The organism is Ensifer sp. ENS06, from assembly GCF_014852205.1.
Taxonomy (GTDB): domain Bacteria; phylum Pseudomonadota; class Alphaproteobacteria; order Rhizobiales; family Rhizobiaceae; genus Ensifer; species Ensifer adhaerens.
Genome location: NZ_JACVBC010000004.1, coordinates 109,332 through 133,778 on the forward strand (window position 1 = coordinate 109,332; position 24,447 = coordinate 133,778).

The 24,447-nt window shown below is 59.0% G+C and carries 21 protein-coding genes and 8 pseudogenes; 13 read left to right on the forward strand and 16 right to left on the reverse strand.

The genetic code is table 11. The annotated features are described in order from the left end of the window. Nucleotides 1–21 precede the first annotated feature (21 nt). Nucleotides 22–762 (reverse strand): annotated as a pseudogene (locus IB279_RS17350) (LysR family substrate-binding domain-containing protein); the annotation flags it as partial. 353 nt (nucleotides 763–1,115) lie between these two features. On the opposite strand from IB279_RS17350, the pseudogene IB279_RS17355 reads away from it, so the two are divergent. Further along, nucleotides 1,116–1,896, forward strand: a pseudogene (locus IB279_RS17355) (recombinase family protein). A 272-nt stretch (nucleotides 1,897–2,168) separates the two neighbouring features. Then, the gene (locus IB279_RS17360; protein ID WP_192339404.1) at nucleotides 2,169–2,450 is read left to right on the forward strand and encodes a hypothetical protein; all 282 of its coding nucleotides are present in this window, start codon (nucleotides 2,169–2,171) and stop codon (nucleotides 2,448–2,450) included. Between the two features lie 99 nt (nucleotides 2,451–2,549). On the opposite strand, the gene repB (IB279_RS17365) is transcribed toward IB279_RS17360, so the two are convergent. Both repB (IB279_RS17365) and repA (IB279_RS17370) read right to left on the reverse strand, forming a co-directional pair. Beyond that, complete coding sequence (repB, locus tag IB279_RS17365) at nucleotides 2,550–3,530, reverse strand: plasmid partitioning protein RepB (RefSeq protein ID WP_090299603.1); 981 nt, start codon at nucleotides 3,528–3,530, stop codon at nucleotides 2,550–2,552. A 48-nt stretch (nucleotides 3,531–3,578) separates the two neighbouring features. Continuing rightward, the gene (gene repA, locus IB279_RS17370) at nucleotides 3,579–4,802 is read right to left on the reverse strand and encodes a plasmid partitioning protein RepA (protein WP_113189247.1); all 1,224 of its coding nucleotides are present in this window, start codon (nucleotides 4,800–4,802) and stop codon (nucleotides 3,579–3,581) included. Between the two features lie 530 nt (nucleotides 4,803–5,332). Here repA (IB279_RS17370) and IB279_RS17375 point away from each other — a divergent pair. The 6 genes and pseudogenes from IB279_RS17375 to IB279_RS17400 form a co-directional block, all read left to right on the forward strand. Further along, nucleotides 5,333–6,208, forward strand: a pseudogene (locus tag IB279_RS17375) (aminotransferase class I/II-fold pyridoxal phosphate-dependent enzyme); the annotation flags it as partial. Nucleotides 6,209–6,357: 149 nt separating this feature from the next. Further along, nucleotides 6,358–6,654 (forward strand): conjugal transfer protein TraC, encoded by a 297-nt coding sequence (gene traC, locus IB279_RS17380; protein ID WP_060520078.1) that lies wholly within the window; start codon nucleotides 6,358–6,360, stop codon nucleotides 6,652–6,654. A 4-nt stretch (nucleotides 6,655–6,658) separates the two neighbouring features. Continuing rightward, nucleotides 6,659–6,874: a type IV conjugative transfer system coupling protein TraD gene (gene traD, locus IB279_RS17385; RefSeq protein WP_058328780.1), complete on the forward strand. Its 216-nt coding sequence runs from the start codon at nucleotides 6,659–6,661 to the stop codon at nucleotides 6,872–6,874. Continuing rightward, a complete protein-coding gene (gene traG, locus IB279_RS17390) occupies nucleotides 6,861–8,777 on the forward strand; it encodes a Ti-type conjugative transfer system protein TraG (protein ID WP_029742455.1) in 1,917 nt (638 codons plus the stop codon). Before traD ends, traG begins: the two co-directional genes overlap by 14 nt. Before the next feature lie 57 nt (nucleotides 8,778–8,834). Further along, nucleotides 8,835–9,227, forward strand: a complete 393-nt coding sequence (locus IB279_RS17395; RefSeq protein ID WP_246802024.1) for a thermonuclease family protein — start codon at nucleotides 8,835–8,837, stop codon at nucleotides 9,225–9,227. Between the two features lie 337 nt (nucleotides 9,228–9,564). Then, nucleotides 9,565–9,839 (forward strand): annotated as a pseudogene (locus IB279_RS17400) (HU family DNA-binding protein). A 157-nt stretch (nucleotides 9,840–9,996) separates the two neighbouring features. On the opposite strand, the gene IB279_RS17405 reads toward IB279_RS17400, so the two are convergent. After that, nucleotides 9,997–10,167 carry a hypothetical protein gene (locus IB279_RS17405; RefSeq protein WP_192339405.1) on the reverse strand — a complete coding sequence of 57 codons (171 nt, stop codon included), beginning with the start codon at nucleotides 10,165–10,167 and terminating at the stop codon, nucleotides 9,997–9,999. 387 nt (nucleotides 10,168–10,554) lie between these two features. On the opposite strand from IB279_RS17405, the pseudogene IB279_RS38140 reads away from it, so the two are divergent. Continuing rightward, a pseudogene (locus IB279_RS38140) lies at nucleotides 10,555–10,704 on the forward strand (phosphoglycerate dehydrogenase); the annotation flags it as partial. A gap of 307 nt (nucleotides 10,705–11,011) precedes the next feature. Here IB279_RS38140 and IB279_RS17410 read toward each other — a convergent pair. Then, nucleotides 11,012–11,320 (reverse strand): DUF736 domain-containing protein, encoded by a 309-nt coding sequence (locus IB279_RS17410; protein WP_029742943.1) that lies wholly within the window; start codon nucleotides 11,318–11,320, stop codon nucleotides 11,012–11,014. Between the two features lie 528 nt (nucleotides 11,321–11,848). Between IB279_RS17410 and IB279_RS17415 the strand changes: the two genes are divergently transcribed. After that, a complete protein-coding gene (locus IB279_RS17415; protein WP_113189224.1) occupies nucleotides 11,849–12,079 on the forward strand; it encodes a hypothetical protein in 231 nt (76 codons plus the stop codon). Here the strand turns inward: IB279_RS17415 and IB279_RS38145 are convergent. From IB279_RS38145 to IB279_RS17445, 7 genes and pseudogenes are all read right to left on the reverse strand, one after another. Continuing rightward, nucleotides 12,027–12,134, reverse strand: a pseudogene (locus IB279_RS38145) (antirestriction protein ArdC); the annotation flags it as partial. The gene IB279_RS17415 and the pseudogene IB279_RS38145 sit on opposite strands and share 53 nt — an antisense overlap. Beyond that, a pseudogene (locus IB279_RS37160) lies at nucleotides 12,111–12,517 on the reverse strand (hypothetical protein); the annotation flags it as partial. The pseudogenes IB279_RS38145 and IB279_RS37160, both read right to left, overlap by 24 nt. Nucleotides 12,518–12,770: 253 nt before the next feature. Further along, nucleotides 12,771–12,989, reverse strand: a complete 219-nt coding sequence (locus IB279_RS17425) for a hypothetical protein (RefSeq protein ID WP_162741378.1) — start codon at nucleotides 12,987–12,989, stop codon at nucleotides 12,771–12,773. After that, nucleotides 12,977–13,489, reverse strand: a complete 513-nt coding sequence (locus IB279_RS37950) for a hypothetical protein (RefSeq protein ID WP_375292950.1) — start codon at nucleotides 13,487–13,489, stop codon at nucleotides 12,977–12,979. Before IB279_RS37950 ends, IB279_RS17425 begins: the two co-directional genes overlap by 13 nt. Beyond that, complete coding sequence (locus tag IB279_RS17435) at nucleotides 13,476–13,652, reverse strand: hypothetical protein (protein WP_029742947.1); 177 nt, start codon at nucleotides 13,650–13,652, stop codon at nucleotides 13,476–13,478. The genes IB279_RS37950 and IB279_RS17435 overlap by 14 nt, the downstream gene beginning before the upstream one ends. A gap of 291 nt (nucleotides 13,653–13,943) precedes the next feature. After that, a complete protein-coding gene (locus IB279_RS17440; protein WP_090428466.1) occupies nucleotides 13,944–14,255 on the reverse strand; it encodes a DUF736 domain-containing protein in 312 nt (103 codons plus the stop codon). 875 nt (nucleotides 14,256–15,130) lie between these two features. Continuing rightward, complete coding sequence (locus IB279_RS17445; protein WP_192339407.1) at nucleotides 15,131–15,982, reverse strand: DUF932 domain-containing protein; 852 nt, start codon at nucleotides 15,980–15,982, stop codon at nucleotides 15,131–15,133. Between the two features lie 923 nt (nucleotides 15,983–16,905). On the opposite strand from IB279_RS17445, the gene repA (IB279_RS17450) reads away from it, so the two are divergent. The 3 genes from repA (IB279_RS17450) to repC all read left to right on the forward strand — a co-directional run bounded on the left by repA (IB279_RS17450) (nucleotide 16,906) and on the right by repC (nucleotide 20,608). Further along, on the forward strand, nucleotides 16,906–18,168 hold the full coding sequence (repA, locus tag IB279_RS17450; RefSeq protein ID WP_089045425.1) for a plasmid partitioning protein RepA: 1,263 nt from the start codon (nucleotides 16,906–16,908) through the stop codon (nucleotides 18,166–18,168). Next, on the forward strand, nucleotides 18,165–19,181 hold the full coding sequence (repB, locus tag IB279_RS17455) for a plasmid partitioning protein RepB (RefSeq protein ID WP_192339408.1): 1,017 nt from the start codon (nucleotides 18,165–18,167) through the stop codon (nucleotides 19,179–19,181). Before repA (IB279_RS17450) ends, repB (IB279_RS17455) begins: the two co-directional genes overlap by 4 nt. Before the next feature lie 212 nt (nucleotides 19,182–19,393). Continuing rightward, nucleotides 19,394–20,608 carry a plasmid replication protein RepC gene (repC, locus tag IB279_RS17460; RefSeq protein WP_192339409.1) on the forward strand — a complete coding sequence of 405 codons (1,215 nt, stop codon included), beginning with the start codon at nucleotides 19,394–19,396 and terminating at the stop codon, nucleotides 20,606–20,608. 1,040 nt (nucleotides 20,609–21,648) lie between these two features. On the opposite strand, the gene IB279_RS37955 is transcribed toward repC, so the two are convergent. The 4 genes and pseudogenes from IB279_RS37955 to IB279_RS17470 form a co-directional block, all read right to left on the reverse strand. Next, nucleotides 21,649–21,783 (reverse strand): hypothetical protein, encoded by a 135-nt coding sequence (locus IB279_RS37955; RefSeq protein WP_309142302.1) that lies wholly within the window; start codon nucleotides 21,781–21,783, stop codon nucleotides 21,649–21,651. A gap of 178 nt (nucleotides 21,784–21,961) precedes the next feature. Beyond that, a pseudogene (locus IB279_RS38150) lies at nucleotides 21,962–22,198 on the reverse strand (PAS domain S-box protein); the annotation flags it as partial. A gap of 13 nt (nucleotides 22,199–22,211) precedes the next feature. Continuing rightward, the gene (locus IB279_RS37690; protein ID WP_256439273.1) at nucleotides 22,212–22,904 is read right to left on the reverse strand and encodes a PAS domain S-box protein; all 693 of its coding nucleotides are present in this window, start codon (nucleotides 22,902–22,904) and stop codon (nucleotides 22,212–22,214) included. A 617-nt stretch (nucleotides 22,905–23,521) separates the two neighbouring features. Then, on the reverse strand, nucleotides 23,522–24,436 hold the full coding sequence (locus IB279_RS17470; RefSeq protein ID WP_192339410.1) for a recombinase family protein: 915 nt from the start codon (nucleotides 24,434–24,436) through the stop codon (nucleotides 23,522–23,524). Nucleotides 24,437–24,447: the final 11 nt, after the last annotated feature.

The following is a 24,447-nucleotide window of genomic DNA, read 5'->3' on the forward strand; positions in this document are numbered from 1 at the left end:
GAAAGCAACACGCGCGTCCCCTCACTTGCCCGGCCGCGCGAGCGACCGGGCGATGTCGATGATGTCGTCGCGCGACGCGGTCGGATCCTCCTTGTTCCAGGCAACTCCAAGCCCGATCTTGAGATCGACGCCGCGCACAGGCCTGAGTTCGAAATTGCGGTTCGGCAGATCCTTCGTCCATTCGGGCGCAAAGCCGATGCCTAAGCCAGCCGACACGAGCGACACCAGCGAGAAGGTATCATCACAGCTGTAAGCGATGTTGCCGGTCAGCCCATGGGTCTCGAACATCTCGGAGAAATAGCGCTCCGAGTAGGAGAGGTTCTGACGGGAAAAGGCGATGATCTTCTCTCCCCTCAGATCCTCGATGTCGATCTCGCTTCGAAGCGCCATCGGGCTCGTCTTTTCGACCGCCAGCAAATTGCGCTCATGCGCAATCGAGAAGAAGCGCAAGGAGCCGATGTTTTCGACCGGACGGATGAAGCCGAGGTTGATCTGGCCATTCTCAAGTCCGCGGATGATGTCTGAGGTCGAGCCACTCGTCACGTGCAGCGCGACATCCGGGGACTTCCGGCCAATGCGAGACAGAAACGCCGGCAGCACGCCGATGGTCGCCGGATAGACGGTTCCGATCTTGATCGTGCGCGCCGCCTTGCCGGCAGCAGACCGCGCCACATCCATCGACAGCCCGACATCGGCTATGATGCGCACTGCACGATCGTAGAACACTTCCCCTGCCCGCGTCAGCTCGACCCGACGCGTCGCATCCCGCAGAGAGCCGCCGGGCCGAATTGCCCGCCCATTCCAGAGTTTGGGCGATAATGACAACTGCATTTCAGCCGCTGAAGCCCGTTGACGCGCGTTTGCCTATATGGATGCTCCGTTGCTCGCCCCGGGCACCGATTTGAGCGGCGGGCCGTTATTCAGTACATAAAACACGCTTGCAACTGAGCAATTCCTCACGCATTTCTTATCTGTACAAACCAGCTTGAGATGAGGCCGGTGAAAGCGCGATGGCAAAGCGACTAACAGTTAGCGTCCAACAGCCTCAAAGACGGCTGATCGGCTACGCCCGCGTCTCGACAGACGGCCAGATCCACGATGCCCAGATCGATGAGCTGCGAGCTGCCGGCTGCGACCGCATCTATCAGGAGCACGGTTCTGGGGCATCGCGCGCGCGCCCAGTTTTGATCAAATTGCTTGGCGAGCTCACCGCGGGAGATATCCTCGTCGTCCGGCTGGCCAGCCGTGAGCCATCTATTGGCAGTGATCGAGGATCTTGAAGAGCGCGGTGTGCATTTCCGCTCGATCCGCGATCCGATCGATACAACGACGCCTCAGGGCATGTTCTCCCTCCAAGTTCTCGGCGCGGTCGCCCAACTCGAGCGGGCGCTGATTGCCGAACGCACCAAAGCCGGCATCAAGGCGGCGAAGGCGCGTGGCAAGCTCCCGGGAAACCCGGGCTTGCGAGAACGGCCACCGGAGGTCATCAAATCAGTCTCAAAAGCACGCGCAAAGCGTTATCTCGACGAGCTCATTGCATCCGCGCAAACTTGGCTGCCGATGGTGCGGCAACTGCGGCCTCACCACAGTTGGGACAACGTCGTGCGGGTGCTTAATCGCCGCGGTCACGACTGGACCGTCGAGCGCGCTTGGTGCGCGACAAGCTCGCGGAAAAAGACCTCTTGGCCCGGTCCCCTCGCCGTGCGCCCGAAGACCATCTGATGAAGCTGGTAGCGGCGATCGCCATTGCCGATCCCAATCTGTCGCTCCGCGACATTGCCGCCCAATTTGGATCAGATGGGAGAACGGCCTGTGCGCGGCGGCAAGAAATGGCAGCCTTCCTCCGTCCGCGACCTGCTGGACGAAGCCCACCGATATGGCCTCATCCGCCATTGAAGGCGCGGCTCATCAGGCGACCGATCGCGTGCTTCCTCTGCCGACAGGGTCTTCCAAGCTATTGACGATCTGCGCCGCCGGCCGACGGTAATTGCCGCCGTCTCGCAGTTTCAGCCAAGCGCCTGCATCCTCATCCGCCGCGGTGGGTTCTTTTGGCGCCGGCTCCCCCCTCCCTTCCATGCCGATCCGGCCACGGTGTTTAAGAAGGTTGGCACTTTGGTGCCAGAATTTTTGATTGGCCGCCGTATCACCTTCGGCGCCGGAAACGCCGCTTGGACCATAGAAACAATGACCAACCCCCAGCGGTCGAAATACTCGAAAGCTTCACCGGCTTTTCAGACGACGATGGGCATTTGGACGATGCTGCCCTGATTGCCGAGCATGTGCTGGACAATCGTTGTCCCGGCTCGTGGGTGGTCACCGGCGGCGGCGCCGGGATCAAGGTGAGCAGAAACGGTCACTCTATGCGCTGGGCGCAAATCAGCGTTGCCGCGGGTCGAGAAAGTTGCCGGCCGACAATTTTCCAGTTTTATTATTTTTTTTCAATTACTTAGATAACGTCGGCACGACGACAGCGGGGCCATCTTGCTCATCAGGCGCTAAAGCGAGCTTCCACGATGGTTACCGTCTGGGGGCCTTTTTCTTTTGAGCGTTCAGTCTTCCTTCCCGTCATTCGCCGCCAGGAATTCGGAATAGAGCCGATCCAGGTTTTCAGCGAGATACTGCCCGAAGCGACCGGCGTTCTTCGATTTCATTGAAAGTTCGAAGGCCTTGCCGGAGTTCGAATACTGAGCCGAGACTGCCTTGTCGCTTGTCTGCCAGCTTTCCTTGGATTTCAGTGACATCTTTTTGACGGGTTGCCCCGACGTATCCAGTGCCTTGAATAGCGTGTTGAACCGCTCGTCGCTTGAAAGCGATTGGAAGCTCGGATCGCCGGCGATGTCGTTCACCTTTTCCGCATTGGCGGCCTTGCCTACCAGAAGCGAAAGCTCGAGCCAGCGGTCGCGCCCAGTCGAGGGCGCCGCACCGATTTGCTCGATGACTACCAACGGCACCCGTTCAGTCACGCTCATCATCTTCGAAACCGCCGTCTTGTCCGCAGCAAGAGCTGATGCGATCACTCCACGGTCGTAACCAAGCGCCTCCAAGCGTGAAGCAAAGCTGGCACGTTCGATGAACGAGAGGTTGGCGCGGGCTGAGTTTTCCTGGCCCTGAGCGATAACGTGTGTCCGGTCATCGATTGCTTTGACAACTGCCTTGACCTTACGGCCGAGTTCGCGCGCTACACGCACACGGCGATGTCCAAAGACGATCTGATAGCGTCCGGATGCAGACGGGTGAGGGCGCACGAGGATCGGCGTGTCCTGGCCGCGTTCGGCAATTGCCGCCTTCAATTCTTCAAACTGCTCGCTATCGTCCGTCAAACGATCAAGCACAAAGGACCCATCCACCGTATCCGGATCGAGCTCGACGACGGCTTCACCTTCGAGGAACTTGTCGGCCTGCTTAGAGAGTTCGTCGAGAGAACGCACCATGCTCTTTGACGCACCACGCATGGGATAGGCTGGCGCGGTATCCGCCTGCGGGATCTCCGCTGCGTCTACCAGTCCCGCCAGCAGATTTTTTCTCGCCATGTGCCTGCTCCGTTCTACCTAACCGACTGAGTGTGAAGGTTGATGTGATCAGCGTGCAGCCTTACGTCCCCAGGACGCATGCACGAGTTCAGCGATTTCGGCATTGACCGCATTCAAGGATCCAATCGCTCGTTCATAGGTCGAGCGCGTCATCTGGGCCTTGTCGACCTCATAAAGTGTCTGCTTTGTAATTCCAGCGTCAGAGATCGCTGTCGACTTCAGCATCTGGTTCTTCAAAACGAACTGGTGAAACAGCGTCTGCATGAACCCTACCATCTGCGCCTGTGGCCCGTCCGTTGGCTCGTAGCGCGTGATGACGTAGCGGTACCATTCGAGATTGACGGCGGCACCAGCTTCGCGGATCGGCTTCAAGATGCCGCCCAGCATTAGCAAGAACTGTCCCATCGACATGACATCAAGCATCTGGGGGTGGATAGTGACAAGTACGCTTGTCGCCGCGGTCAGGGCGGTGATCGTCAGGTAGCCGAGTTGAGGCGGGCAGTCGATGACAACCACGTCGTAGCGATCTTCGACCTCGACAAGCGCGCGCGAAATGCGCGTGAAGAAGGTCTTGCCATCGTTCGAGCTCTTGTTCGTCAGCGCGAGGGGCGTATCGTACTCGAATTCCTGCAGCTCAAGGTTGGCGGGTACGATGTCGAGGCCGGGGAAGGTGGTCGGCAGGATGATATCGGTGATCGATCGCCGTTGCTCGTCGTAGCGGATCGCTTCGTAAAGGGAAGGCGTCATGTCGAGCTCGGGCTGGAAGCCGTGAAGCGAAGACAGCGAGGCCTGCGGGTCGAGGTCGACGGCGAGCACTCTGTGACCTGTCAGTGCCATGTACTGCGCCAGGTGAGCGGCAGTGGTAGTCTTGCCCGATCCACCCTTGAAGTTGACGACCGCAATGATCTGGAGCTTCTCGCCAGCGCGCCGGCGTGGCACGTACTTGCGCGCTTCGGAGCGACCATGCTGGTCGAGGTACTGGCGCAGTTCCTCCATCTGCTCGGCGCTGTAGGAACGGCGGCCCGACGAAGACGTCTGGGGGAGGGGGCCTTTGCTCTCAAGGTGGAGCTTCTTCAACGTGCTTTGGGACACCCCGAGGAAATCAGCGACCTCCGAGAGCGAGAATTGGCGCAGCAGTTTCTTGGCATTCGGCGGGAACTGCTGCATGCTCAACAGGTGCAGCTTCTTTGAAATCAAATCGCCCTGTTCGAGGATCAAATCCTCAAAGTGCATCGGCTGTGCGGGAGCCATGGACAGCGAATTAGCGTTCATTGCAAGGAAGCTCTCAAATAACGGTTTTTCAGGCAGGAACTCATCCTAACCGTTATTATGTGCGGTTCCTTTCGTCTGACAAGGAATATAGAGTTAACAAAGGGTTAACTCAGAGCGGATCGACAGCAGCACATGAAGTCAATAGAGCGCATTTTCCCACTGTTTTTCAATACCTTACCTGCATACTCTCCGCATTAGGGCCGCCGCAAGTTTTGCACCGGAGAGTCTCTTATGCCCTTCCGGCTTTCGGGGCTCGACGTGTGCACAGGCACTATTTCGTCTCCGACTCACACCGCCCGACCGAATCGCCGCCCTTAGACGCCGCTATGTTCGATTCTGCGCTGACCGTTAACCGTCCAGCACTACCACTGAGAAGGGCCGTCAAACTTGTTCGTAAAATCATTGCACAATGCCACCCATGGCATACGAAAATTTGCAGAAACTTGTTCCGTTCTTTTGCCGCCGTTCGTTGAGTGAAAAGTGATCTATGCCACCTTTAGGCGCGACAACCGCTCTTGATGGAGGCAAGGATGCTCACGGATTTCGTGGCCGGAACCGATCAGACTGTCCGAAGGAACACTGCCGCGCTTATTCAGTCGTCCGATGAGTGTTTCCGGGCGGCACAGGCGGCCGGCCTGATCGGGGTCTCCGCATACCCAAATCGGGGGCGGGGCGTTGAACTCCAATCAGCAAACGATGCAGGCCGTAACATCGTGGATTTTGTTCGTTGCTCGTATCTCGGGCTGGACAACCACCCGCGGATAGTCGCCGGAGCAATCGAAGCGCTCGAACAATATGGAAACCTGCACTGGTCATGCGCGAGAACACGCCTCAATTTCAAGATCGCATTCGATCTTGAAGACGCTCTGTCAAAGCTATTTTCCGCTCGGGTTATCGTTTATACGACTGTCCTCGCTGCAAACATGGGCGCCTTGCCGCTTCTTGCCTCTGGCCATCTGACCAACGGAGAGAAACCCGTTGTCGTGTTCGACAAATTCGCGCACGCGACTCTGGCGTTTCATAAGGCGACGGTCGCTCTTGAGACAGAAGTCCTGACGATAGCGCACAACGACATCGAAGCACTCGAGCGCGTGTGTCGAACGGGCAAAAAGGTCGCCTATGTCTGCGATGGCGTCTATTCCATGGGCGGCGCAGCGCCAATCCGAAACCTCCAAGAGCTGCAGAGCCGATATGGCATGTTCCTCTACATCGATGACGCGCATGGCATTTCGATCTTTGGCGATAAAGGACAAGGCTTTGCCCGCTCCCAGCTTGAGGGCCCGCTTGGGGACAGCACAATTATCGCGGCTTCGCTCGGAAAGGGGTTCGGCGCATCCGGCGGTTTGCTGATGCTCGGAACGGAGCGGCAAGAGGAGCTTTTTCGCAGATACGCGATCGCTCATGCGCCCTTCGGATCCGCTCCTTCGGAACGGCCGGGATCATGATCAAAGGCGTTGGCCGCGCCAACTCGCACTTCTGTTAGTGGATCGGCACGCCGATCTGAAGGAACCTGATGCTGTTCAATCCAAACAACATCAGACAGGGACAACCGTAAATGAAGAAGCCCTCCTCCAGGATCCGCGAAGAAATCGCCAAGCTTCAGGAACAGCTGAAGCACGCCGAGACGCGTGAAGCCGAACGGATCGGTCGCATCGCACTCAAGGCCGGACTCGGTGAAATCGAGATCGAGGAGGCGGATCTTCAGAAGGCCTTCGAGGATATGGCCAAACACTTTCGCGGAGGCAAAGTCGGATCGAACGGAAAGGGGCGGGCAGGGGTTGGCGTCGCGGCCACGACGGAAAGTGCGACGGTCTCGGCTGGCGCGACTTCGGGGAGCGGTCACGAGGCTTGAGCGCATGCGCCGCACTACGACTTCAAAGGCGCGCAAAAAGGACACGCGCGACAAGATCGAACTTGGCGACCTGATCGTCAAAGCAGGTCTGCGATACGAGAAGCGCGCGCTTATTCTGGGCGCGCTCATCGAACTCGCTCGCCGCCTCAAATACGATGAAGGCGAGCGAACCAGGCTGATCGCTATCGGTGCGGAGGCCTTCAGCAATGACGGCGACTAGGACCCTGTTGGTCGTCGCACCGGTCGCACTCATGGTGACCGCCATCTTTGTCACGACCGGAATGGAGACTTGGCTTCAAGGCTTCGGAAACACGGAAGCGGCAAAGGTCGCTCTTGGTCGCGTTGGAATTTCTGCGCCGTATATTGCAGCGTCGGCGGTGGGTGTCGTCTTCCTATTCGCGTCTGCTGGTTCGGCAAGTGTCCGCTTTTCCGGCTGGGGTGTCGTTGCCGGGAGCGGTGCAACAATCCTGATCGCCGCGTTGCGTGAAGCGGTACGTCTTGCCGCGTTTGCGGGGAAGATGCCGGCAGGCAAGAACCTGGCGGCCTCTCTTGACCCCGCAACAGTGCTCGGCGCTGCGATCGCGCTGATGGCGGCGTCTTTCGCTTTGAGGGTCGTGTTGATCGGCAACGCCGCTTTTGCGCGTCCAGAACCGAAGCGTGTCAACGGAAGACGGGCACTTCATGGAGAAGCGGACTGGATGAAGCTCGCATCGGCCGCAAGGCTTTTTCCCGAATCCGGAGGAATCGTTGTCGGAGAGCTTTACCGGGTCGATAAGGATAGCACTGCAGCACAGTCGTTTCGCGCGGATAGTCCCGACACCTGGGGTGCCGGTGGCAAATCGCCGCTCCTTTGCTTCGACGGGTCATTCGGCTCCTCACACGGGATCGTATTCGCCGGATCCGGCGGCTTCAAGACGACGTCAGTGACGATCCCGACGGCACTCAAATGGGGTGGCTCGGTAGTCATCCTTGATCCGTCGAAAGAAGTAGCGCCAATGGTCTCGAAGCATAGGCGAGACGCCGACCGGGACGTCTTCGTCCTCGATCCAATGGCCCCGGAGACGGGATTCAACGCGTTGGATTGGGTCGGTCGGTTTGGTGGAACGAAGGAAGAGGATATTGCGTCGGTCGCTTCGTGGATCATGAGCGAAAGCGGTGGTGTACGTGGCGTGCGCGATGACTTCTTTCGCGCGTCAGCGCTACAGTTGTTGACGGCTCTGATCGCCGATGTGTGCCTGTCGGGACGCACTGACAAAGCGGACCAAACTTTGCGTCAGGTACGCAAGAACCTCTCCGAACCGGAGCCGAAGCTTCGCGAGCGGTTGCAAACAATCTATGACAATTCGGATTCCGACTTCGTGAAGGAGAACGTTGCGGCCTTCGTGAACATGACGCCGGAGACTTTTTCGGGCGTCTATGCAAACGCGGTTAGGGAAACGCATTGGCTGTCCTACTCAAACTACGCCGCACTTGTATCCGGCTCGACGTTCTCAACCGGAGAGATTGCCACCGGACACGCGGACGTTTTCATCAACGTGGATCTGAAAACATTGGAAGGCCACTCCGGTCTTGCCCGTGTCATCATCGGCGCGTTGCTCAACGCGATCTACAATCGCAATGGGGAGATGAACGGTCGCACCTTGTTCCTTCTCGACGAGGTGTCCCGGCTCGGTTACATGCGCGTTCTTGAAACGGCAAGGGACGCCGGTCGCAAGTACGGTATCACGCTCACGATGATCTATCAGTCGATTGGTCAGATGCGAGAAGCTTATGGCGGGCGCGACGCGGCAAGCAAGTGGTTCGAAAGTGTAAGCTGGATCAGTTTCGCTGCCATCAACGATCCTGAAACCGCCGACTACATTTCCCGGCGATGCGGAATGACGACTGTCGAGATCGATCAGGTGAGCCGCAGTTTCCAGTCACGGGGATCCTCGCGGACACGTTCGAAGCAACTCGCGGCAAGACCATTGATCCAGCCGCACGAAGTGCTGCAAATGCGAGCCGACGAGCAGATCGTATTTACTGCTGGCAATCCGCCGCTTCGCTGCGGCCGAGCGATTTGGTTTCGCCGTGCAGACATGAAAAGTTGCGTAGCGGAAAACAGATTCGAAAAAATGAAATAGGAAGCAAGCATGAATTTTCTCAAAGGCTCGTTGGCCATCGCGGGCACGCTGCTCTGTATGGCTGGGCCGGCAGTCTCGCATGCCGCGGCGCGTGAGAGCCTTTCGGCACAGTTTTCGATCTGCTCCAACGCCCCGCGCGTCAATTGCGTCGTAGATGGGGACACCTTCTGGTTTCGCGGTCAAAAAATCCGCATCGCCGACATCGACACACCGGAGCTCAGTCCGCCGCGTTGCGTGCGCGAAGCAGAGCTCGGTGAAGCCGCAAAGTACCGTCTGCTCGTGCTCCTAAATGCCGGGGAATTTTCGCTCACCAGCGGCTTGCGCGATGCAGATCGCAACGGCCGGAAGCTGCGGACAGTGCTGCGCAACGGATCATCGCTCGGCGAAATCATGATATCCGAGGGCCTGGCGCGCAGCTGGGAGGGACAGCGTCGGAGCTGGTGCAACTGACGCAGCAAAAGGCGATGAGACCTGTCGCGGCTTTCGCCCCGCCACTCTTGAGGCAATGAGCGTATCAGGCAGAGGACGCATCCTGCGTCCGGCGCCAATTCGCGCGCCGCTTGACCGGTTAAAAGGGTCGCCGCAGGAGGGTTAGCATAGCGCCGCCGCCAGGCGGAACCCGGGACCGACTATCCCCGGCAAGCGGCTCCATTGAAGCCACCTTTACGAAACATCACCCTCGTGAATCGATTGGCTGCGATCGATTCATATAAGTCGTTGGAGGTGCAACTGCCCGATCGGCGATGCTCGAGCCATGGGGCGTATAGGCCCGCGCGGGCGAGAGCGGGTGACGACAACGAATGAAATCGCCGACAAGATCGCAACCAACCATGGCCTCACCAAAGTGCAAAGCAAGGCGATCGTCGAAGCAGTTTTCTCTGCGATCACGACTGCCGCGGAATCGCCGAGACTTCCATTCCGGGCTTCGGCAGGTTCAAGGTGAAGGATACGCCTGAACGCGAGGCACGCAATCCGGCCACGGGAGCGACGATCAAGGTCGCGGCAGCCAAAAAGCTCACTTTCGCGCCCGCCAAGGCGTTGAAAGATGCCTTGAACCAATGAGCTTTGTTCGCGTGCGCGATCGGGCGCGTCGCGAAAACTCTCTTTGCATGCGCAGGCCGCCATGGCGGCCTTCGCATGCAAAGAGACCGAGTCCGGCGGACTCGATTCCATCTTCGATCCATAGCCGCTGGCAAGACACTGAATGGGAAATGCCGGCTTAGAAGGGCGGCTCAGGTACAGCTCTGTCTTCCTGCTGCGCCGTGATGATTGCCAATTCGGCTTGCGCCAGTTCCAGCTCAATTTTGATCTCGCGCCGTTCACTGTCGCTGATGGTCCCGGTCAGTTCAGCCGGCAGTTCTTCGATCTGGATTTCGAGAGAATGGGTCATCTTCGTTTCCCTGACGTTTGTGAAAGATGACCGACAGTTCCGAGAAGGGGATGGCGAAGTCAGGGATCGCAACAGCGACCGGCAGAGCCGGCGAGTGGGGGAGCCGATTTCCGGGGCAGCAATCAGGCTGCGGGAGGAAATTGGGGGCACCGCTCGTCCTTGAGGCCTGCATGCCCGCTTGGTACAATCGGATATTCTGAGCAGCTTTTCCGCAAGCCGTATGGCACCAGGAAAGCCGGACCGGGCTCGTTGCCGGGTCCGGCTTCGTCTTCTCGACACAAGAAGAGGCCTCACCGGCGCGCGAAGCCACCCGCGCCTGTTGCTCCTACACCGACCGCGGCAAACTGAGCTCGAGCCAAAGTTCCGGCCAGGTTCGCCAAATTGATGTCGCGCGGAGTGAACATCGTCGGCGAATTCCTTCAAATTCATGGCGATACGGGCTATGTCGTCATTGAAGCTGAGGGGGATTTTTCCTGATACGCGGACGACATCCTTTACGCGCTTCGCCAAATTCCTGGAAGCACGGAAATTCGGTTGCGTGGAAGAGATAGCTGGGTGGCGATGGCTATTCGTTCGATCCGGGATACAACAAATCGATGTCGATTGTAGGTCATCGAGACGCATTAAGACGTGTTTGAGACATCTGACAAACTGCGCAAGAGCAAATCCCAACATCGGGTAGGTACGGCGGTTGGCGCGCCTTTGCAGATATTCGGACTGCACAAAACCGGCCCGAGAAATTTGCAACTGATGAAATCCCGCTTCCCGTACCAAGACCGCCAAGACGGAGCCATGTTTTCCTGCATTGCTGGGGGCCCCGCCGGCGGCGGGGCCCCTGGAAACCTCAGTCCCTGCTCGGGCGGGACCAGATGAGCTGGAGTCCGTCTTCGCCTTCCACTTCAGCGAGCGTTGCGTAGATCGGGGCAGGGAAGCTCGGATCGTCAAGCTTGACCGACAGGTAGTCGCGGCCCTGCTCGGAGGTCTTCTGCCAGGCGGCGCCGAGTTCAACGCTGCCGGCGTAGACGCGGAACTGCGGGCCCTTGTCGGAAGGGTTCTCGACCCGGGCGATGCGCGCCTTGACGTTGAGCGCGAGGGTGCGAATGGAGCCGGTGAAGCCGTTTTCGGTGGAGGTGAAGGTGCCGATGGTTGCCATTGTCGTATTCCTTTTCTTGTGTATCGGGCCGCGCCCATCGCGGCCTCGATGGCTGTCGCAAAGACCGGTGACGATCGGACCGCACCCAGCCGGGGTCCCCTTCGCGCCCGCGCGTTGGGGTGGCGATTAGGCCGCAATAAAATGGAGGGCGGCAAGTCGCAGATTTGTTAGTGGGAGAGGAGGAGACCGAGCTGGGGTCCTCGCTCGACTTTTCGAGTGGGGTAGGTGGCTCCGGGGTAAGAAATCTGAGGCTGCCGTTGCGGCAAGACGATCGAGGCGAAGCCGGTCTCCGGTCAGACATGCCTCATCGAGCCCGCAGATGGGTTGCCGGAAACTCTGACGTGAAGGGATATGGCAAAGGCGTGTCGCAGCGCTCGCCGGTGCACAAACGGCACCCGTCGCCTTGACCCACCATGGCCTTTGTCAACCCGCATCAATCGGGGCATCCGCTTCCGCCTCAATGTGCCCGTTTGCCCGACATACCCGGTCGGATATCGTTGCTCTCGCTTGTCGCAGCCTGGAGGATCAATGCGTCAGCAGATCAAGCCGTTCATCGTCGAACGCAAACCGTCCCGCAAACCCAAACCCGATGCCGAGAGACCATCGATCTGGGGAAGGCTGGACGCTGACATCATCGCACAAGGTCTCAAGGAGCCGTTGGATACGGATCAGGCGGCCGCCACCGGTGGTGACGGCCGCGCGAACATCATGCCGCTGCCTTCACTTCCGCCTCTGGCTGCAACGAATGCAGGAAGCTGACGGCGCGCTGCGCGTGAGCCGCCGCCTGGAAAATCGCCTGTTTGTCGTTGGCCACTGCGCCCTCCGCTGCCATTCTGAGCGCGTGGGACTGGACCTCCCTGTCGGCCGCGAACTCCCGCTTGCGTTGGGCGGCGCTGTCACAGCCAACCGGGCCATCGAGGGCATCGTTGGACGCCTTGGCGGTGGCGTCGCGCGGCTCGGTCACGGCGCGGGAGTAGAACTGTCCAGCGCCGCGCGCCGATCCGACAAAGGTCCCGACGATGCGCTGCAGATGGATTTGCATGGCCTTTTAGCCCAGGCCTTCGGAGAGGCACTTGGAAGTGTGGATGATCAACCGTTCATGAAGGCTGCGGATGCCATCGCTGTCGACGACTGCTGTCCGAAGCTTTCGGCGATCTTCAATGCCTGGGTGGCGTGGGGGCAGGAAAGGCGGACCATTGCGAGGGTGGTGCCGCGGCGAGGTTGCGATGACCTGGTGTTGGCAATCCGGTTCGGGCCCGATATCAGTTCCAGACCGAGAGAAGACGACATGGCCAAGCCCGGCATGCCGACCGAAACCGGGCAAGTGTAGCACTGGCGCCGTCGTCTCAGGTCCGCCTATTCCCGCCTGTACCCCACAGCCGCATGATCGCGATATTCAAGCTCGCCGATAACCTGCTTGCCTGTTTGCAACGGCGTCGAGTTCCCGCCATCATTCGAAGGTCAGGCAGATGCGAGAGACGGGGATTGGATCGGCGCCTTTCCGCCTCCGGACCTTCACCGTCGTCGCCTGTCTTTCGGCAGGCGCCGCAATCTGCCGGGTCAGGGCAATCGAGATGCCGCTGCGCGTCATCGTCGCAAGCGGCCGACGGACAGCGACAGCACTCACGAGACAGGTAAAGGCGCTGGATGCCGTGACTATATCCAGCACCAGATCACCAATGCGGGCAACGGCCAAAACATCCGCGCTGCTGGAAAACTCCACCCCCGTGGGTGATGCGATGTTCGATTGAATGGCGGAGGGTCATGCTGCAGCCCTCTTATCGATGTCATGATCATTCTTCTCGTCGGCTGGTAGAACTGCATCCAGTGGATCGCCATCGACCGCGTCGTCGTGATCCTCTTCGGCGGGATCGTGCCCATCGCCGACGCCACATTCTGAGGTCCCGCGCCGATGATATCGGTCGCAGCGCCGGCGCGGACCCAGCCCAGCAGCTCGTCGGCTGGCGGCGCGAAGCGGCCCAACGCATGGACGAAGTGCTCGTTTGCGAAATGCTCGACGAGCGCCGCACGGGTTTCACGTACCTTCGGCCGGGGCTGGACGGACGCCTCCGCGCAAGAGCCTTCCAGCGCCTGGCGCGACAGGCATAACAAGAACTCCTCCGAACCCATGTTCGGCAGAAATTCGTCGGGAGGCTCAATGAGCCGCAAAGGGATAGAGCTCGTGGATGACCTCAAGGTCATCGCCAGCGTCGATCTCGTCAGAGGGAAGGACGCCGTATTCGCCGTCGACTTCGAAGACGGTGACCGGGACCATCAGGTCGCGAGAAAGCTGGAACGCGTGGGCCTGTGCAAGAGAAAGGTCGTGCGACATATGGAAGGCTCCATCTCAGGAGCGGGCCAATTCCCGATCGACGGCGTCCTGGCTCAGGGCCGGATCTCTTCGTCTGCCGGTCATTTCATGCTGCGCTTCAGATCGAAAATCTGGATCATAGCGGTCGAATTTCGACCGCGAAATTGCAGGATTCACCAATGGACCAAACGACGCCAGGAAGCAGCGCGCGTTCCTGATTTCGGCCCGCGTGGCTTAATCAGTGTTCGATGGTCATTGTCGGCTCCCGGCGTTGAAAGAGAGGCCCCGCCTGGCGGCGGGGCCTGCTGCTTGTTAGTCCCGGGTCGGGCGCGACCAGATCAGCTGGTAGCCATCTTCACCTTCGACCCCCGCAAGTGTCGCGTAGATCGGAGCAGGAAAGCTGGGATCATCGAGTTTCACCGAGAGGTAGTCTTTACCGGTCTGCTCGGAGCTCTTCTGCCAGGCCGCCCCGAACTCGACGTTGCCGGCATAGATGCGGAAGTGGGGGCCCTTGTCGGAGGGAGATTCGATCCGGGCGATGCGAGCCTTGACGTTGAGGGCCAGGGTGCGGATCGAGCCGTTGAAGCCATTTTCAGTGGAGGTGAAGGTGCCGATGGTTGCCATGTCGAAGTTCCTTTCTGTGGTTTCGGGCCGCGCCCTTCGCGGCCTCGATGGCTGTCGAAAGGACCGGGGACGATCGGACCGCACCCATTGGGCCGCAATGAAATGGAGGACGGCAAGGGACACTTTTGTTGGTTGGCGGGGAATGGCGGCCTGGGCCGCCAGGGGCAAGAAAAGTGCGCCTGCCGTTGCGGGCGGACGATCGAGGCGTCAGCCGTTTTCCGGTCAGACACGCCCCATCGAGCCCGCGTAGGGAGCGGCCCGAGGCACGGAAGAAACATCTTCATGGCAATGAAGCGGGCCAGCACCGATCAAAACGTTCGGCGGTCGTCCACTGCCGGCGAATGGCGCCGGAACCGACTTTCGCCGTTGCTGTCTCCATCCTCGATCAAGGCCCGGCTGCCAATCCCGTCGCGCGAATTCGTTTGATCGCGACCCGCCCAGTGGAGGAGACATGCGCCAGCAGACAAGACCGTTCGTCGTTGAAATCAAGCCGTCCAGAAAACCGCGGAACTAGGCGCAAAAGGCGTCGATCTGGGGAAAAATGGACCTGCGCGTGACCGACGAACCCATTGCAGCCAATTCGGCAGAACAGGGCCCGTCCACGGCCACCGATGTCGTCGCTCACCGTCAGAGCGAGCGTCCTTCAGTTGCCTGATGGATGCCCATGGGCGCTTGTCCCAATCCAGCGTTGCTGCACATCCAGTGCCAGACCGACCAGGCAAACTGTCCAGGTCGACGCGAGCGTCCTTCGCGCTGGCGTCTTCCGGGTGGGCAGGGGAGTTTGAGGGGCGGGGCTTTGGGGCGCCCCTCAAGGCACGCGATCGTCTCGCGTCCAGATGGATACCGGACGCGAGGAAATCGATCGGCCGAGAAGGTCAGCGGCGGAGCAATGCGGCCATTCTCTCACCAATGAGCCAAAGAGCCTTGTTGAGCTTGATGTCCTGATCGATGCCGTTAATCGGTCGAGACGTCGATCGGCGCGCTCTGCCGAATTCATCACGCCTTACACCACGCAATCCACCTTTAACGCTGTTCTCCTGAACGACATTCCACACGGTCCAAAGGTCTTCTGCCCTGTCCTCGATGCGGCGTGGCACCAGCAATTGCTCCGGTTTGATCGGGTTCGTCACCGACCCTTCGGTGTCGCCAAAACGAACGAGATGTGCAGCCTCGGCCAGGACTTCCCTTGCCTCAGGCCCCACTCTTAAGCCTGACCAGTCCTGCGGCGCCGCCAGAGTGCGCTCCGCCTCCCCAAGGACGCGATAGGTGCCCTCGATCACCTTGCCTTGAACATCACCGGAGTGTCGGACTTTGATCGCGTCGATCGTTCCCGTTTGCGCAACGAGCGAGTTGAGGCAGCACACGCGGAAAAGCCCTGCGAGCAATTCGTATGCACTCGTTCCGTCATTTGCATTCTTGAGAAGGATTTCGCAGACGGTATCGCCGACGTGATAGATATTGCCATCATCGAGACGGCGAAGCCGGATGAGGTGCTTTGTAAAATTCGCCTTTCCTTCGGTGCGGCTAATCGACTGGCGCGCTCCGACCGGCATGAACCCCTCCTTTGCGAGACCGCGCAAAATCTCGATTGTCGGGATCGGCTTGAAGCGCTCGGAGCGGCTCTCGTGCGCTGAGGTGGCAAATATCGAAGGTGCAAAGCCACGCATCTCGTCCTCGGTGAGAGCTCGACCGGTGTCAAATCGGGCAGTTTTGGCGTAAATGCTCATTGTCATTTCTCCTTTTCCCTTGGACCGCGAAGCAGGGCCGCGTCCTGCTTCCCGGGGCCGCGCGAGCGGTGGGGACGGAGGGGAAAACAGTCTTTGCGGGGAACCGCCTGCACGAAAGCGCAAGCGAAGGAAGGTGGGCGAAAGACTGTTTAGGGGAGAGAAGGGGCAAAGACCCTCGGCCCCCTCGACCGATCGCGGTCGATCGGTCAACCAACAATGAAGCGTATCGGAGCTTTCAGCATAGCGCCGCTTCAGCGGGAAAGCGGGAATTCGCGTCACGCGAAGGGCGGGAAAAGGGCCGCCGCAGGAGCTTTAACATAGTGGCCCGAAGGGGAAGCGGGACCGACTGCCCCCGACCGTAGCGTTCCACCTATCAGGCACGTGAAGCCCTCGCGTTGGCAGCGCACTCTCGAGCATTCACGCGTGCGGGCAAAATGCTTCCTTTGACGCGCGTTGCTGAAACTCGGGGACAATAGCTGCGGCCGACCAAGCACGGACGAACGTCGGAGAAGGCTAGGACTGGAAACCGTTCGAGGGTGAAAACGCTCCCGAGATTTCGTTGCATTTAGTCCAGGGGGTGAGGTTTGGCGGGGAAGATCGTCTCTCCCGATCCGACAATCACATGCACAGACACAGGCACAGGCTGTAGGCAGCGGGCGTTGATAATTCCTGTCGCATTGCCGACACTGATTCGGGTGACAGGGGGACAACGCAACGGTGATTGTCCTGCAAGTGACGGCGTCGAGCTTAACAAATGTGTGCGCAGTTTCAGCCGCCGGGAGCGTTGCGTTTGGGAAAAACACACGCGATTCCAACGACTAGCGCGGGTTTGGTCACCGAGTCGTCACAATCGACGTTAAAGCTTTGTTAACCCTATAATTCTGGACGGTTCAGGAGAATCGTGTTCTATCTCTTGGCGGATAATGGCCGTCAAACCGGTCTTTGACCGCCAAGAGGGAAAAATGGCGATAGCTCAACGCGCAGAAAATGACGTTCAACTCAAGGAAGACGCAGCCGCAAAGATCTTGCGGCACGCCGGTCTTTTGTCGAACCAGCTGCAGCAACTGCGGACACGGATGTACCCGCCGAGGTCGGAAAAGGCCTTGAGGTCGTTTCTCACGAACGAAGTCTCGAAGCTGACGTCCATACCGGATTCGACGCTGAAGCTGATGTCATCGGAAGGGCGCGGGCCGACGCCGGGCCGCCTTGAGAACAACCATCGCGTCTACACGCTCGCACAAATCAACGAACTGCGAGAGCTGTTTGCCAAGCAGAAGCCTGCGGAAGCACTCCGCTTCCTGCCTCGCCGCCGACCGGGTGAGCACCTCCAGGTGCTGGCGATCGCGAACTTCAAGGGCGGCAGTGCCAAGACCACCACGTGTGTTCATCTGGCGCATTACCTTGCCCTCCATGGTTATCGCGTCCTCACACTCGATCTTGACCCCCAGGCATCGCTGTCTGCAATGTTCGGTGCGCAGCCGGAAATCGATGTCGGTGCGAACGAAACGATCTACGCAGCGCTTCGCTACGATGACGCCGAGCGGCGACCGATCAAGGACATCATTCGCAAAACCTATTTCGATGGCGTCGATCTCGTTCCGGGCAACCTTGAAGTCATGGAATACGAGCACGAAACGCCTCGTGTTCTGGCAAACAAGTCGAGCTCTGGCGCGATCTTTTTCGAACGCCTGAAGCTTGCCTTGGCAGACGTCGAACAGGACTACGACGTCGTCATCCTGGACACCCCGCCCTCCCTTGGCTTCCTGACCTTAAGCGCGATCTATGCGGCAACCAGTATGGTCATCACGGTCCATCCTGCGATGCTGGACGTGGCATCCATGAGCCAGTTCCTCTTGATGATGGGCGATCTGATCAGCGTTTTGAATGAAAGCGGCGCCCAGCTCGACCAGGATTTCATCCGATATCTCGTGACGCGGCATGACCCGAACGATGCGCCGCAGTCGCAGGTGGTTGCGATGTTGCGACATATGTTCGGGACAGACGTCCTCTTGCCGACCGCCATCGAAAGCACGGCCGTCGAAGCCGCGGGCCTCGCCAAACGCTCGATTTACGAGCTCGAAATGGGCCAGATTGGTCGTGACACCCATAAGCGCGCCCGTGAAGCCGTCGACTCGGTCAATGAGGCGATTATCCGCCTTATCAACGATAGCTGGGGGCGGACATGAGCAAGTCATCTCGCAAGTCAATTGTCGCGAGCTTCGGTCTGCTGTCGCAAGAACTGGAGAACAAGCTCGCGGACGATCCGCAACCTGCGCCACCAGCCCCGTCGCCGCGCGTCGGGGCTGGCGTTGTCGGCGCAGCGCATCGCGCGATCGATGACATCAGGGCAGAGCGGGACCGTTTAAAGGCCATCGTCGAAGCCGGCGGCGGAACAGTCCTTGAGCTCGATCCTGCGCTGATCGATCCTTCCCCCTACCCGGACCGATTGTCGGATGATGACGGCAGCGATTTCGAGACGTTCAAACGCTCGATCGAGGCCGAGGGCCAAAAGGTTCCCATCCAGGTTCGGCAGCATCCCTCGTCTGCAGGGCGCTACCAGATTGTCTACGGTCACCGGCGTTGGCGTGCTGCCAAGGAACTTCTGCGGAACGTTCGCGCGCTCGAGGTCGACATCTCCGATCTCGATCTCGTCGTCGCACAAGGCATCGAGAACGCGAGCCGGCAAGATCTGACCTGGATTGAGCGCACATTGTTTGCATCGCGGATGGATGACGCCGGCATCAAAGCCCGCAACATCTATGCGGCACTGTCGATTGCGGACGCAGAACTTGCTCGAATGCGCGGCGTTTATCGAACGATCCCGGCAGACGTGATCGAAGCGATTGGTCGTGCCCCCAAGGTGGGGCGGCCGCGCTGGATAGAGTTTGCAAGAACGATCGCAAGCGATCCAGGATCGCTTTCGGTGGTGCGTCAGGTCCTCTCGCATGCGCGTGAAGGCGGCTCCCTATCGGATCAACGCTTCCAGCGTGCTTTCGAGGCAATAAAGCCCTCGAGCCCGCCGCGGGAGGACAGTCGTGAACTTTTGGACCATGCAGGATCGAAGCTCGGCGCTTGGAAAATTTCGACCAAGGAGCTTCGGATTTCTGCAGATGGCCCGCTCGGTCAGGACTTCGTGAAGTTCGTCGGCGACGAATTGCCGGCTCTCATCGAACGCTTCTCGCGTGAGCGTCAAAGCTAGACGTTATAGACAAGCTGTCAGCTGGTCTATTCGACAAGGAAATTACGGAAAGGAATACCGCAAAAGAAAAAGGCCCCCTTAACGTTGCCGTCGTGGAAGCCTCTCTCATATCTGGACAATCTGAGAATCGCATTTCCACGAATCCCAGTCAAGAGTTTTTGGCACCGAATTGGGTGAGCGGACATCTTTTGCCTTCTGAAGGGTGAAGGAAGATGCAAAGTGGAAGTGTGACGACGCCTTTTGGGCGGCGGCCGATGACGCTTGCGCTGTTAAAGCGACAAAAAGCGTCCATAGAGATCCTGCCGAACAAATCGGCCGACAAATGGAAAGTGTTCCGGGATGCCTGTGAAGCCAGGGCGCATCTTGGACTGCAGGATCGTGCTCTTGCCGTCCTTGACGCGCTTTTGAGCTTCTATCCTGAGACTTATCTCCGGCAGGGAGATTCTCTCATCGTTTTTCCTTCGAATGCCCAACTGTCGGTGCGTGCGCACGGTATTGCCGGCGCGACGCTGCGACGGCACCTGGCAGCGCTTGTTGATGCCGGGCTGATCAATCGCAAAGACAGTGCAAACGGCAAGCGCTACGCCCGCAAGGACAGGGCTGGCGATGTTCAGGATGCTTTCGGTTTCGATCTTTCCCCACTTCTCGTCCGATCGGAGGAACTTGCGCAGATGGCGCAGCAGGTGGCTGCCGAACACGCCTTGCTTCGGAAGACCAAAGAAGCGCTCACGATCCGTAGACGCGACGCCCGCAAGCTCATCTCTGCAGCAATTGAAGAAGGTGCGAGCGGCGATTGGAGAAAGATCGAAGGTATTTATCAGGCTCTCGTTGCGCGGATACCGCGATCCCCAACCATCCACGACCTGACACCGATCCTCGACGAGATGGAACTGCTTTGCTCGGAGATCGTCAATCAGTTGGATATTTTGGATAATTCCGGAAGTTTGAGCAGCAATGATGCTCAAAATGAGCGCCACATACAGAATTCACATACCGAATCCCTATATGAACTTGAACCTGGCTCTGGAGAGGAGCTGGAGGCAAAATCCGAACCAGCAAAGCGGGTGGTGAACGAGCCGATCAAGGCTTTTCCGCTCAGCATGGTGATGCGAGCCTGCCCCGAGATCGCTCTGTACGCCCAGGATGGAACCGTATCGAGCTGGCGTGACCTGATGTCCGCTGCCGTCGTGGTGCGTTCGATGTTGGGGGTAAGCCCGAACGCCTATCAGGACGCTTGCGATGTGATGGGACCTGAGAATGCTGCGGTTGCGGTCGCTTGCATCCTTGAGCGGGCAGGACACATCAATTCCGCCGGAGGGTACCTGCGCGATCTGACGACAAAGGCACGGCGCGGCGAATTCTCTCTCGGACCAATGCTGATGGCTTTGTTGAGGGCAAATGGAGGCTCGGATCGGCGCGTTGGATAGACCCCCGGCTACCATTGCTTTCATTGTAGATCGAAATCCTTCCGCGAAACGAGGCTGATCTCTCCCGAAATGGAACCGGACCTGCTGACGAGAAACGGTTTCTCCATCGGTATGGTGGGCCCGATCTCAAAAGGGCGGCGATTCCAACCTGGTGAGATCATTGTCTGTCACTTCAATGGGCCGTTCGACCATTGGACATTTTGGGGTGCTCAATGGCGGCTTTTCGTTAGTAAGGAGAAAAGTGTGGCTTCATTGGTCATTCGCCCGCTTTCCCTTTCACTGAGCTGGCTATCGATCTCATGCGTCCAGAATGTCGGTACCCAGATCGCAAAGATCCCGCTGAACAGAAACCCGGTCCCGTTCGGTCCATTGGCGGGTTTCGTGTGTGCAACGGCGTGAAGCACTCGATTGCGGTGCCGTCTGTGATTGATGTCGTGGATGAAGCGGGCTGCGGTTGAGTGGCTTCTTGATCAGACTGCCCGTGAGAAACCCTGGCAGCTGTCAGGGTTTTTGAATGTGAACGTCCCCAACCATGACGGAAGAGCTGTACACTTCGTGCCTCACATAGCAAACACGGGCCACCGACTTAATGCGCTCTCCCGCCCAGTCAAACGACCGGTTTCCATCAAACCCTGACAGCTGTCAGGGTTTTGGATTTTACGGTTCCACGGTTCCATGGTTTGAACTGGTCACTTGGAGCCTAGTTATGGCGACTCCTCTGGCGAACCACTCGGCGCGTTGTGCAGCCTCTTGCCGAAAAACATCGCGCGCCGACGCAAATGGGAACGCTGGTCCGCCTCTTTAAACCGAACAGCAGCCCGCGCTGAGATCGTGACCGCTTATTGGACTTCTTTCGGTATGAGCGACCAGCGAGCAACTGCGTGTGTGCGTGGGCTCAAAGGGATTGGAACACGCAGGTGACGAGGACGCAGATCATGGCGTCCGGAGCTTCTGGAAAGGCTACCTGAAACTATCGCTGGTTATTTGCCTCGTGGCAATGACACCGACGGTGAGCGAAATTGAAAAGGTCCACTCGAGCATTATTGTGATCGCGCATCGACCTCGCATACGACGCCCTTTGGGTCATAGGTGATTTTGACCGTGCCATTGAGCTCGGCGGCCATCAGGCTCTCGATCAGCCGGGAACCAAAACCTCTTCGGGTCGGTGGGGTCACCGGCGGGCCTCCCACTTCCTCCCATCGAACGACCCGTCTCGCGGGAGACCCGGTCCCAATTTGTACTGCCCAAACGATCGAGACGCGGCCCTGGTCCACCGCAAATGCGCCATACGTGGCTGCATTCGTCCGCCGCATCTATTTGGCCGTGGCCAAGCGTTTGGCGCGCGATCGCAAGCACAATCGCTAAAAGGTTCTTCACCCGATGGTTCAGTTCACCGACGAGGACGCTCTGTAGGCGTTCAGCATCTTTTCGGGCCGAGATGTCATGCGAAATTTTCGAAGCGCCGACGATCACGCCATAGGCGTCATAGATCCGTGAGACACTGAGGAGGACATCGACGCTTCGACCGTCCTTGTGGAGCCTTGCCGTGTCGTATGGCTCGACCTTTAGGCCGACGCTGACCTGGCGCAAAATTGCAGGCTCCTCACCCCGGCGCCTCCGGAACCAAGATCTGGACGGATCGGCCTATGACCTCGTCAGCCATGTGTACGCAGAGCTGTTCAGCTCCAGTGTTCCAACGCATGATTTCCATTCCGAGATCGATGCCAAGGATGACATCGTTGGACGAAGCGATGATCGCGGCCAGGCGACGCTCGAAGTCGTGCGCGCGCTTGCGTTCGATAATGTCGACGATGATGGCGGTCATCTGCTGGAAACCGCCACCTTTTCGCAGAAGGCGGGTCTCCATCTCAAATGTCTGGACACGTTCAGCCATCGTTTCAAAGAGCCGGTCTGCCTCGGCGATGTCTCCGGCGACACAGATATCCCGCATTTGCATCGATAACAGCTCGCTTTCGCTATAGCCGAGGATCTCGCAGAAGCGGTTGTCGACCGGGAGAATGCGGCCGGTGAGGTCCGAATGAACGATCCCTGCGGCGGACTGCGAAAAAATCGCCCTCAGTCGCTCTTCGCTCGCCTGCAATGCACTCTCGAACTTCACCCGGTCCGTTGTTTCGTTGACGATGCAAAGAACCCCGCGAACGCGGCGCTCCTCGTCGCGGACGGGCGAATAGGAGATGTCGAAGTGGACCGTTTCCGGGTAGCCGTGGTGTTCGATGTAGAAGGGACGGTCCTTTGCAAAGACCGTCTCCCAGCCGTTAAGGACCCGTCGAAGCAGGGGCTCGAGATCATTCCAGAGTTCACCCCAGTTTTCTCAGGCAGAACGTCCAAATGAGCGAGGGTGCTTGTCACCGACGGAGGGTGCTTAGGCTTCGTTGTAAAGGGCGACGAACTCTTCGCCCCAAACAGCACGATCTGGGCCTGCGCCGGCAACAGAATATCCATTGCGGCGCTTAGACAGTTTGGCCAACGCTCCGTGGGGGTGAGAGGGCTGGCCTGCCAGTGCTAGGTTTCGATTAGGCGCTCAATTGTCCCAGCTGCTGTAAAATCGTTGCTGCTCTTTAGGGCCAAACGCCTCACCGATATGTGCGTGCACTTCGACCTTTTGAGACGGTTGGGTCATCAAGCAAGTGAGGGAACCTGCTGGGCACTATGGTCACGTTTCGGTATGGCCGGGACGGATCGGAAGGGCAGGGAACTGCCGCGGCACGGACCTTTGAAAGGGGCTCGGGCTTGCCTGCAAGTTCGGCATCGCGCAGGCCGTCACCTCGATCACTGGCGGCCAGGCAAGCAAGGCCGGTTCGGCGCAGGGAGTGTGTCACGTCAGCCAAGGAGCTCGGCGTTGCTGACATTCCTTCGGCAGAATGTCGGCCATGGTGCCTGATAGAATGCGCCTCAGCGGTGGATGAGGCCGAACCGATGCGCCTCGTCCAGCAAGTCTCGGACGGAAGAGGTGATCCATTTTCTGGTGCCTCCCATCGGCCGCTCTCCCAGTTTGTCCAGTTCGGCGGCAATTTGGCGAAGCGACAGATCGGGGTTGGCGATCGCGATCGCCGCCACCAGTTGCATTAAATGGTCTTCGGGGGCGCGACGTGGGGATCGGGCCAGCAGATCATTTTCCGCGAGCTTTGCGCGGACCATTCGATGCACGGCGCGACGAAGGCGTTCGACGGTCCAGTCCTGGCCACGACGGTTGAGAACGCGAACGACATTATCCCAACTGTGCTGAGGCCGGAGTTGCCGCACCATCGGAAGCCATGCCTGTGCGGACGCGATCAGCTCATCGAGATAGAGCTTTTCCCGCGCCTTTGAAACCGCGGCAATGGCCTCCGGCCGCCGTTCTCGAAGGCCCGGGTTTCCAGGCAGCCTGCCCCGAGCCTTCGCGGCCTTGATGCCCGCTTTGGTTCGCTCGGCGTTCAGCGAACGCTCGAGCTTTTCGACGGCATCAAGGACCGTGAGGGAAAACAGGCCTTGCGGAGTTGAGGTATCGATCGGATCGTGGATTGACCGAAAGTGTACGCCGCGATGTTCAAGATCCCGGACTACTTGCAGCAAATGGCTCACGGATCTGGCTAGCCGATCGAGACGGACGACGACCAGGACGTCTCCCGAGGTGAGCTCGCCCAGCAATTTGGTCAAGACAGGCCGAGCGCGCGAAACCCCGGTGCCATGCTCCTGATAGATCCGGCCGCAGCCGGCGCCCCGCAGCTCGTCCAACTGGGTATCGTTGGCCTGGTCATCCGTCGACATGCGGGCGTAACCGATTAGCCGCTGCGGAGTTTGGACATCAGCTGTTTGTTGCTTCGCCATCGCGCCTTCGA

Excerpts from the sequence above, each read along its gene's own strand:
- IB279_RS17395 (WP_246802024.1), top strand. The coding sequence starts at position 8,835 with ATGGCTGGGCCGGCAGTCTCGCATGCCGCGGCGCGTGAGAGCCTTTCG.
- repA (WP_113189247.1), bottom strand. The coding sequence starts at position 4,802 with ATGAACGCTAATTCGCTGTCCATGGCTCCCGCACAGCCGATGCACTTT.
- IB279_RS17405 (WP_192339405.1), bottom strand. The coding sequence starts at position 10,167 with ATGACCCATTCTCTCGAAATCCAGATCGAAGAACTGCCGGCTGAACTG.
- IB279_RS17470 (WP_192339410.1), bottom strand. The coding sequence starts at position 24,436 with ATGGCGAAGCAACAAACAGCTGATGTCCAAACTCCGCAGCGGCTAATC.
- traG (WP_029742455.1), top strand. The coding sequence starts at position 6,861 with ATGACGGCGACTAGGACCCTGTTGGTCGTCGCACCGGTCGCACTCATG.
- IB279_RS17440 (WP_090428466.1), bottom strand. The coding sequence starts at position 14,255 with ATGGCAACCATCGGCACCTTCACCTCCACTGAAAATGGCTTCAACGGC.
- repA (WP_089045425.1), top strand. The coding sequence starts at position 16,906 with ATGGCCGTCAAACCGGTCTTTGACCGCCAAGAGGGAAAAATGGCGATA.
- IB279_RS17415 (WP_113189224.1), top strand. The coding sequence starts at position 11,849 with ATGCGTCAGCAGATCAAGCCGTTCATCGTCGAACGCAAACCGTCCCGC.
- IB279_RS17435 (WP_029742947.1), bottom strand. The coding sequence starts at position 13,652 with ATGTCGCACGACCTTTCTCTTGCACAGGCCCACGCGTTCCAGCTTTCT.
- IB279_RS17445 (WP_192339407.1), bottom strand. The coding sequence starts at position 15,982 with ATGAGCATTTACGCCAAAACTGCCCGATTTGACACCGGTCGAGCTCTC.
- repB (WP_192339408.1), top strand. The coding sequence starts at position 18,165 with ATGAGCAAGTCATCTCGCAAGTCAATTGTCGCGAGCTTCGGTCTGCTG.
- repC (WP_192339409.1), top strand. The coding sequence starts at position 19,394 with ATGCAAAGTGGAAGTGTGACGACGCCTTTTGGGCGGCGGCCGATGACG.
- traC (WP_060520078.1), top strand. The coding sequence starts at position 6,358 with ATGAAGAAGCCCTCCTCCAGGATCCGCGAAGAAATCGCCAAGCTTCAG.
- repB (WP_090299603.1), bottom strand. The coding sequence starts at position 3,530 with ATGGCGAGAAAAAATCTGCTGGCGGGACTGGTAGACGCAGCGGAGATC.
- IB279_RS17410 (WP_029742943.1), bottom strand. The coding sequence starts at position 11,320 with ATGGCAACCATCGGCACCTTCACCTCCACCGAAAACGGCTTCACCGGC.
- traD (WP_058328780.1), top strand. The coding sequence starts at position 6,659 with ATGCGCCGCACTACGACTTCAAAGGCGCGCAAAAAGGACACGCGCGAC.